Annotated in this window: 7 protein-coding genes and 1 pseudogene; 5 read left to right on the plus strand and 3 right to left on the minus strand. The window is 60.2% G+C overall.

Going from position 1 to position 8,476, the window contains the following annotated elements:
- Positions 1 to 183 precede the first annotated feature (183 nt).
- The 3 genes from JKL46_RS33430 to JKL46_RS33440 all read right to left on the minus strand — a co-directional run bounded on the left by JKL46_RS33430 (position 184) and on the right by JKL46_RS33440 (position 4,018).
- Positions 184 to 552, minus strand: coding sequence for a helix-turn-helix domain-containing protein (locus JKL46_RS33430; protein ID WP_009489147.1), 369 nt, complete (start codon positions 550 to 552; stop codon positions 184 to 186).
- Positions 553 to 749: 197 nt separating this feature from the next.
- Positions 750 to 2,132: a sigma-54-dependent transcriptional regulator gene (locus tag JKL46_RS33435; RefSeq protein WP_009489148.1), complete on the minus strand. Its 1,383-nt coding sequence runs from the start codon at positions 2,130 to 2,132 to the stop codon at positions 750 to 752.
- Positions 2,129 to 4,018, minus strand: a complete 1,890-nt coding sequence (locus JKL46_RS33440) for a sensor histidine kinase (RefSeq protein WP_201842694.1) — start codon at positions 4,016 to 4,018, stop codon at positions 2,129 to 2,131. Before JKL46_RS33440 ends, JKL46_RS33435 begins: the two co-directional genes overlap by 4 nt.
- A gap of 233 nt (positions 4,019 to 4,251) precedes the next feature.
- Here JKL46_RS33440 and JKL46_RS33445 point away from each other — a divergent pair, with 233 nt between their 5' ends.
- The 5 genes and pseudogenes from JKL46_RS33445 to JKL46_RS33465 form a co-directional block, all read left to right on the plus strand.
- The gene (locus JKL46_RS33445; RefSeq protein ID WP_201842696.1) at positions 4,252 to 5,676 is read left to right on the plus strand and encodes a dicarboxylate/amino acid:cation symporter; all 1,425 of its coding nucleotides are present in this window, start codon (positions 4,252 to 4,254) and stop codon (positions 5,674 to 5,676) included.
- A gap of 100 nt (positions 5,677 to 5,776) precedes the next feature.
- A complete protein-coding gene (locus JKL46_RS33450) occupies positions 5,777 to 6,805 on the plus strand; it encodes an LLM class flavin-dependent oxidoreductase (RefSeq protein WP_201842698.1) in 1,029 nt (342 codons plus the stop codon).
- A gap of 763 nt (positions 6,806 to 7,568) precedes the next feature.
- Complete coding sequence (locus JKL46_RS33455) at positions 7,569 to 7,778, plus strand: hypothetical protein (RefSeq protein WP_201842700.1); 210 nt, start codon at positions 7,569 to 7,571, stop codon at positions 7,776 to 7,778.
- Positions 7,779 to 7,865: 87 nt separating this feature from the next.
- Positions 7,866 to 8,123: a hypothetical protein gene (locus tag JKL46_RS33460; protein WP_201842701.1), complete on the plus strand. Its 258-nt coding sequence runs from the start codon at positions 7,866 to 7,868 to the stop codon at positions 8,121 to 8,123.
- 75 nt (positions 8,124 to 8,198) lie between these two features.
- Positions 8,199 to 8,408, plus strand: a pseudogene (locus JKL46_RS33465) (IS256 family transposase); the annotation flags it as partial.
- Positions 8,409 to 8,476 lie beyond the last annotated feature (68 nt).

Raw genomic sequence — 8,476 nt, forward strand, 5'->3', positions numbered from 1 at the left:
CCTGAACATCCACCATCATACGACAAACCGGATGACGCGCGACGCTCAAAGTCCGCGCGGCTCCTCGGATGCTTACGCCTGTGCGGCCGGATGGCCCTTCGGGGGCGAGGGCCGTGTCTTCTGACGCGACTAGTCGAGCCGCTTGAGCACGCGGGAGAGACCCCATTGGCTGTCGCGGACGCCCTAAGTCCGCTCGACATAGTCACACAGATCAACCAGGCGCCAGGCGCTCACCCCATCGCGCTCCGGCTGGGGTCCGCGCAGGAGGGGCGCCCTGAGCGCGGGCTGCTGGCCGGGAGTGAGGTGTTCCGGGCGACCCGAACGGGAGCGGTCATGCAGGCCGTCAGTGCCTGCGGCATGGAAGCGTTGGATGGCATCGTGCAGGGCCTGGCGCTCCATGCCGGCGAGCCGGGCCGCCTCGGCGCGGGTCAGGCCCTCCAGCGCATTGGCAATGGCCAAGAGCCGCAAGATCGCCCTGGGATCCCTCTCGCGGGCGGCCCGCTGGCGTAAGTCGCACGGTGAGTAGTCCTGGCGGATCCGGAGGGCAGCCATGCTGATCCCCATCAACAGCACCCGGCGATCAGTGAATCACGTCAGGAACTCCATCGCAAACCCGAGTCAGAACTTCAGTGGATGGGTATTACAGTAAGGGTTGAGGCAAAATAGCGTGGCATTCGGCACAAGCGGCTTTAACTATTCCAATGCGCTGGCGTCAACACATCATCGCAGCCTTTCCGCGATGTGCAAGTTCAAGAAGGTTTCGAACACTCGCGATTCTTTCGATAATCGGCCGAGTTTATCCCGTGGCGTTTCAATTTATCGAAGAAAGTTTTGCGAGGGACTCTAAGTGTTTCGATCACTTGTTGCATATCGCCGCGATGTTCCTGCAAGGCTTCGTGAATTACAGTTGCTTCGTAACGGCGCACCTTTTCAGCAAGACTTAGGCCTGGTGCGGTCCCGCATTCTTGAGTCGATACAACCGAGGTTTCCAATGCCGGTTCGAGCCCCAGGGCGACGCGGTCGGCAAAATGAACGAGTTCGCGAACATTGCCGGGCCACTTGTGGCCCATGAGATGGTCGCGCACGGCCGCGGTCATCTCCCGCACCGGCTGGCCGAAGCGTTTCGATGCGCGCTCCAGGAAATGGCCGAAAAGCGCCGGAATGTCTTCGGGGCGCTCGCGAAGCGGCGGGATGCGTAACGTCACTACGTTCAGCCGGAAATAGAGGTCTTCCCGGAAATCTCTGCGGGTCGCTGGATCGCCGAGATCGACCTTCGTCGCGGCGACGACACGAAGGTCGATGCTTCGGGTTTCATTGGTGCCGAGCGGCGTGATCTGCCGGGCTTCGAGCACCCTGAGCAGCTTCACCTGAAGCGGGGGCGGCATAGACTCGATTTCATCGAGGAAGAGCGTCCCACCGTTTGAATGCTCGATCCGCCCGATCCGGCGCCTCTGTGCTCCCGTGAAGGCGCCTGCCTCATGTCCGAAAAGCTCGCTCTCGATGACGCTTTCCGGGAGCGCGCCGCAATTCAACGCGACAAAGGGTTTCGCGTGCCGGTTGCTCCACCGGTGCAGCAGCGCGGCGACCACCTCCTTGCCGGTGCCTGTTTCACCTTCCACGAGGACGTCCACATTGGTATCGGCGATTTGGCGGAGCGTTCTGCGCAACCGCTTCATGGCCGGCGCCTCGCCGATGAGCGGCATATCGCCGGCGGATCGGGCGACCGCGTCCTTTAGACGCCTGTTTTCCAGAACCAGGTGCCGTTTCTCCGAAGCACGATGCAGCGTCTCTAGAAGTCGCTCCGTCGCATATGGCTTCGGGATGAAATCGTAGGCGCCGCCCTTGATGGCCGCGACGGCCAACTCGACATCGCCATGCCCAGTGATGAGGACGACTGGAATATCCGGGTCGATCGCCTTCACCCGCTCGAAGAGCTGGAGTCCGTCCATTCCGGGCATGCGAATGTCGCTCACTACAGGCCCCTCGAAATCCTTATCTATCGTGGCGAGCGCCGTCTCGGCCGAGCGGAAAAGGATCGGAAAGAAGCAGGCAAGCTCCAGCATCTGCTTGGTTGCCCGTAGCAGATCCTCGTCATCGTCCACAAAAATAACTGGTCCTTTTTCCGCACTCATGCCGCACGCCTCAGTTCGACCGTGAAGGAAGCTCCTTTCTCATGGTTCGTATCGAGCCGCAATGAGCCGCCGAGCTCCCGTGCGATCTCTTCTGAAATGACCAGGCCAAGACCGAGGCCTTTTTCCTTACTGGTGGTGAACGGCATGAAAAGGTTCCGGCGGATGTCGGGGGCAAGGCCGGGACCGTTATCCCGGACGGAAATGGCAACCATTTCTTCCTTCGCGGTGAGCGCGATCTCGACCTGGGGCTCCGGTTGGTCCTCTAAGGCGTCGAGCGCATTCTGAAGAAGGTTGACGAGGATCTGCTCCAACCGGATGCGGCTTGCCATCACCATTGGAGACGAGTCGGTCCGCTTTCGTTCGATCATCACCCCGGAATCGCGGATTCGGCCTGACAGGAGCGACAGCGCACCATCAATCGCCTCTTCCGCTGGTAACGGCCATCTCGCTCCGGTCGCGCGGCGGGAGAAGGACCGCAGTGTTTCTGTAATTGACCCGATCCTGCCGGTCATGGCGACGATCGAGCTCAAATTCCCAGCGGTGTCTTGCGACCGGCCGTTCTGAAGAAGGCGCGCGGCACTTTCAGCATAGGTTCGGATCGCTGCCACCGGCTGGTTGATCTCGTGGGCGACCCCGGCCGCGATCTGCCCAAGAATAGACAGCCGGTTCGCCTGAGCGAGTTCATCACGCAGGCGGCGCACCCTCTCCTCAGCGTTCTCGCGCTCGGCGATCTCGTGCGCGAGCGCTTGGTCCGTGCGGCGGAGATCCGCCGTGCGCAGATTGACGCGGTACTCGAGTTCGGTATTTATGCGCGCAAGTGCTTCCTGCCGCTGTCGGATCGCCCGCCGCCGTCGGACAATGACGAAAACGACGAACCCAAGGAGAATCAGGGCAAGCAGTGTCGTTACGCGGCCCGTTATGGCCGCCGAAGAAATCTCAGCGTCAGCAGGAATGAGCAGGGACAGACGCCAGCCCGGAACTGCTTTACCGAGATCCCGCGAAACCGCAACGAAGCCGGCTGATCTGCCCGCAGGACTTGCGGTGACCATGTTGCCGCCACGCTGGGAAAGCGGCACCGGCTTGAAAGTCGCGCCTGATAGCTGCAGATGATCGCGGGTGGTTTCCGTCTCCTCTTCGGAAAGAGGTGAGAGATCGCCAAAACGCCATTGGGGCACGCTCGTCGCAAGGACAGCGCCGCGCTCATCCGTCGTGAAGACCACGAAGCCGCTCTCCCTCCAGCTCGACTCGACCCGGTCGAGCTCCACCTTCACCACGACCACGCCGAGCGGACCCTCCGACCCGTCAACCCGGCTCGCCAGGTATAGGCCCGGGCGCGCGCTGGTCGTGCCGAGCGCATATTGCGTGGCCGTGCCATTTGCCATCGCCTCGGTGAAGTAGTGGCGGTAGCGGTAGTCGTTGCCGACGAAACTGGTCGGCTCGCCGGCGTTGCTCGCAGCAACCGCTATGCCCTCGGTGTTGATGACATAGACCACGGAAGCCGTGGCATCGCGGGCAATGCCGCGAAGCTTGTCGTCGAGCGCGGCTTCCTTGGCAGAGCTCGGACTGCAAAACATCTCCTGAACCGCACCGTCGCGGGCCAGGATCAGCGGAATCAATCTCTGCTTCTCGACGTCCGCTTTCAAACTGTCGGCTACAAGCGGGAGCGCGGCAAGCGCACGGTTGCGTAGGGCATACTCCGCTCCGGCGCCAGCGATCTGGCCCGTTGCAAAGACGACAAAACCGAGGGCCGCACCAAGAAGTGCGAGCAAAACCGCAAGCCAGAGAGATCGACCGGCGGCCGATCTGCCAGGGAACATCAATGGGGCATGCTGCAAGGTGCCCTTGTCGATGCCGTCTTCTGCCACCGCATTCTCCAGACCGGCCATTGGCGAATCTTAGTGCGGGATTCCGCCACGGGGAAGGCAGCCAGTGCGGAAATCCGCACAAGCGTACTGCACAAGGCTTCCGAAATACCTGAGAACCGCGCGATTCGCTCGTTGTTTGGTTTGGCATGGCTCTTGCAGTTGACATCGCAGCCGCGTTCGACCGGAGCGCCGAGACGGGAGAAAACCGGGGAGGGACGAAGAGCCCGCCCCAATCCGGCCAGGGAGAGAAATCCATGTTGACCCCACAAGCCCACAGCGCAAACCTTGTGCCCCGCAAGCGCTTTCATGCCCAGCTTTACGTGCAGGTGCTTGCCGCAATCATCCTCGGCGTCGCACTCGGTCATTTCTATCCGGGAATTGGTGAAAGCCTGAAACCGCTCGGCGATGCCTTCATCAAGCTCGTCAAGATGATCATCGCGCCCGTTATATTTCTGACCGTTACGACCGGCATTGCCGGCATGAACGATCCCCAGAAGGCCGGCCGGGTCGTCGGCAAGGCGATGGTCTACTTCCTCACCTTCTCGACGCTCGCCCTGATCGTCGGCCTCATCGTCGCCAATGTCATTCAGCCGGGCGCCGGCCTCAACATCGATCCGGCCTCGCTCGATGTCCAGGCCGTGAATACTTATGCCGCCAAGGCCCACGAGCGGTCCGTGACGGGCTTCCTGATGAACATCATCCCGGTAACGATTGTCGGCGCCTTTGCGGAAGGCGACATCCTGCAGGTGCTGTTCTTCTCCGTCCTCTTCGGGATTGCGCTGGCGATGGTCGGAGAGACGGGCAAGCCGGTCATTTGCTTCCTCCAGGCGCTCACCGCGCCCATCTTCAAGCTCGTCAGCATCCTGATGAAGGCGGCACCGCTCGGCGCTTTCGGCGCAATGGCCTTCACGATCGGCAAGTATGGCCTCGGCTCGATGATCAACCTCGCGCTGCTGGTCGGGACATTCTATATCACGGCCTTCTTCTTCGTGTTCGGGGTTCTCGGCGCGGTCTGCCGCTACAATGGCTTCTCGATCTTTTCTCTCATCCGCTACCTCAAGGAAGAGCTGCTGCTGGTCCTCGGAACATCGTCTTCGGAGGCCGCGCTGCCCTCGCTCATGGAGAAGATGGAGAAGGCCGGCGCCAAGCGCTCGGTGGTGGGCCTCGTCATCCCGACCGGATATTCCTTCAACCTGGACGGCACCAACATCTACATGACGCTGGCGGCCCTTTTTATCGCCCAAGCGACGAATGCGGATCTGTCAATCAGCGATCAGGTTCTCCTGCTGCTCGTTGCGATGCTTTCCTCGAAGGGTGCGGCAGGTGTCACAGGGGCCGGCTTCATCACGCTGGCCGCTACGCTCTCCGTCGTGCCGAGTGTTCCGGTTGCTGGCATGGCTCTGATCCTTGGCATCGACCGCTTCATGTCCGAATGCCGGGCGCTGACGAACTTGATCGGTAACGCGGTGGCATCGCTTGTGGTTGCCCGCTGGGAAGGCGAACTCGACCAAGCGCAGCTGGGAGCTGCCTTGCGCGGCCATCAGCTTACCGAGACCGAGACCGGCCACCCGCCGATCCCGCACCCGCCGAGTAGGGTCGCGCATCGCAACCTGCAAAATCGCCAGGCTGGTCACAAGCACTGCAGAACCGAACCGCAGGCGCCGAATAGCGCCTCGTGAACCGATGACATCAGAAGCGCGAAATGCAGTGACTGCAAACTCCTGTGCACCCCCTGAACAAACGTACGTCAAAAGCCTGCGCGAACTTGGAGATAACTGAGTGAGACACGTCTCTCCTTCGAAGTTAACCTGCGGCATCTTCGATCATCTGGATGATGGCGGCGGCGACATCGCCCGACAATACGCAGCTCGCCTGACCTTAGCGGAGGCGTGCGATCACCTTTGTTTCTATGCATACCATCTTGGTGAGCACCACTGTACCCCGCATGGGAGAGGTCCATCGCCGAACCTCTCCCTATCGAGTGTTGCACAGCGGACACAGCGACTTCGTGTCGGCCCGTTAGTAATGCTGCTTGTCCTTTCTCATCCGCTGCGTGCGTTTGAAGAGATCTGTATGCTGGACCAATTGAGCGGTGGCAGGCTCGAGCTGGGTATCGGACGCGGCTCTCTCTCGATCGAGCTGGGTTACTTCGGAATTGGGGCGGAGGCGGCGCCAGGCCGCTACGCGGAAGCCAGCGAAATCCTTACTGAGGCGATGAAGGGCGGCACGCTGTCCTATCAAGGCCACCATTTCGAGCTGAACGGCGTTCCTTTGACGCTAGGACCCCATCAGCGTCCACATCCGCCGATATGGATCACCACCAATCAACCCGAGACCGCAGGCTGGGCCGCTGCGAATGGCGCAAATATCGCCTGCGTAGGACCTTCCTCTTCTCTTCGAAGAATTACTGAAGCCTTCCGCGCCAATCGAGAACACAAACCTGACGCGGACCATCAAGCGCCATTTCTTGGATTGCTCCGCATGGTCGTGATTGGGAATTCTGACATACACGCCTACTCGGTCGCAGCACCTGCTTACGAACGATGGCTCAAGAGCTTTAAAGACCTTTGCGACCAAAATGCTATCCCGACTCCCCCAAACCTGCCGCTGACCTTCGATGCAGCAGTCGAGAGTGAATTGTGTGTAGCAGGAACGGCAGCTTCTGTGCGACAAACTCTTCTCAATCAGCTGGAAGTGGCAGGTGCCAACTACCTTCTTCGTCAACTCGCATTTGGGAACCTGCAACTAGATGCTTCTCTACACACCGCAAACGCGATTCAAGCCGAAATCATGGATCGAATTGGCTGACGATGAAATTCGCTATCCGACTTTGGAGATCAAATCGTCGTGGCGACGCTCCTCGACACTCTCCAAGCAGCCTGCGGGGATGACCATGTCACTATAAGGCGGGATTGATGTGGCAGTCGAATGCTCAAGCGCGTGCGACGTGGAAGGGACGGGCAAGGTCGGGAGGGAGGTCAAAGTGCCGAGCGAGCCCGCGGCACTGGCTGCCTGGCTTGGATCGCTGGGATCGAAGCCTGAGCGGATCGGCCTGGAGACGGGACGTTGTCGCAAGCGGCCTGTGATCTCCAAGCGCGAGGAACCCGGCATCTTGGCGTTACGAGCGGAAGGCGCTGCTGCCCACCGGCGAACTTAACTCAGCATCGGCAAACTCGAGCGTGCAGAGCGTGAAACCAGCAAGCTCATTTGGACGCGGCTGCATCAATAACAGTGACTCTTCTACTTGCCCAAACTCTCAGCAACAGCGAGTCGTTTGTCCATTTCAACGACGGAAGGGGAAACCTAACATGGACGTAGATACGAATCGAGAAGTCTCATTGGAAAAGCTCGAAGCGTTGCGCGAGTCAGTAAGTCCTGGCTCACTAAGCTCGCCACCGACTGCTACATCAAACGCCGGCGGAATGGACGCCACCGCCTCGGCGAAGTTGTCTGCGGCCCGCTACAGCATGCGACGAAGTAGACGCAAGAAGCCGCGAAGAGCGCCGCCTACGAGCCATCCGCCGAGTCCCCCGTTGAGGAGATTGACCGACGCAGCGCACGCCGTGCTGGGATGCTGATCGACGTTGAGCAACACGGCGCGATTGTCGATGAGGTCTTCGGCGTGCCCAAGTCGACCACTCTGGCGGCCCCGTCGATGATAATGCGCGAATCCGGCGCTAAGGGCGATGCGATCGTGTTCAACGCGCTGAACAAATGTTCAAACGATCTCGTTCGGCTTACCGATTCATCAATGAGATCGACCGACTCGGCGTTCTTGTGATGGCCGGCGAACTCGAACTTGCTGTGCCTCTTTACAAAGATACTACATGGTACTTACCTTCCCATCGTTCATACGAATGGAGCACCGATGCCCACTATCATTGCGGAACTCGTGAGACTTGCCCTATCACACGGACTGTCTGACAGCAGCCTCGACGAGAGAGTTCACAATGCCGCCTCATCGGCAGCCGCGGCCGCCAACAGCGACGGCCTGCCCGGTCAGATCGCCTTTCTGATCAGCCAGATTGGCGTCGGCGAGACCTGCAAGATCATCGGAGTCCCAATGCCTGATTCCAGCGACATGCCCGAGATCAGTGCTCCGAGAGTTATTTCGGAATGTGGGTGATGACGGATTGAGAAAGGCGACGTATCGAGGCGGGTGTCCAGCCTGCCAGAACCTCTTCAAGAAGAGCGATACGCCATGACCGACACTACCAATGTTTTGCGCCTGCGTCAGCCCGACACGATTGACGATCCCCTGACGGATCTTCTCCGAGCCGGCGCCCGCAAGCTCCTGGCCCAAGCCATCGAGATCGAGGCCGAGGCTTATCTGTCCAGCATGCGCGATCTGAAGCTGCCGGACGGCCGTGAGCGCCTGGTCCGGCACGGCCACGGACCTGAAGGCACTGTTGCGGTAACCTCGGCAGTATAATCCAGAGCGGCCAATCGAGGAGCCGCCCTGTTGTCTTTGTTCAAGCG

The sequence above is a fragment of the Microvirga zambiensis WSM3693 genome (assembly GCF_016735695.1).
Lineage (GTDB): Bacteria > Pseudomonadota > Alphaproteobacteria > Rhizobiales > Beijerinckiaceae > Microvirga > Microvirga zambiensis.

Coding starts and splice junctions, on each gene's coding strand:
- JKL46_RS33430 (WP_009489147.1), bottom strand. CDS start 552: ATGGCTGCCCTCCGGATCCGCCAGGACTACTCACCGTGCGACTTACGC.
- JKL46_RS33435 (WP_009489148.1), bottom strand. CDS start 2,132: ATGAGTGCGGAAAAAGGACCAGTTATTTTTGTGGACGATGACGAGGAT.
- JKL46_RS33440 (WP_201842694.1), bottom strand. CDS start 4,018: ATGGCCGGTCTGGAGAATGCGGTGGCAGAAGACGGCATCGACAAGGGC.
- JKL46_RS33445 (WP_201842696.1), top strand. CDS start 4,252: ATGTTGACCCCACAAGCCCACAGCGCAAACCTTGTGCCCCGCAAGCGC.
- JKL46_RS33455 (WP_201842700.1), top strand. CDS start 7,569: ATGCTGATCGACGTTGAGCAACACGGCGCGATTGTCGATGAGGTCTTC.
- JKL46_RS33460 (WP_201842701.1), top strand. CDS start 7,866: ATGCCCACTATCATTGCGGAACTCGTGAGACTTGCCCTATCACACGGA.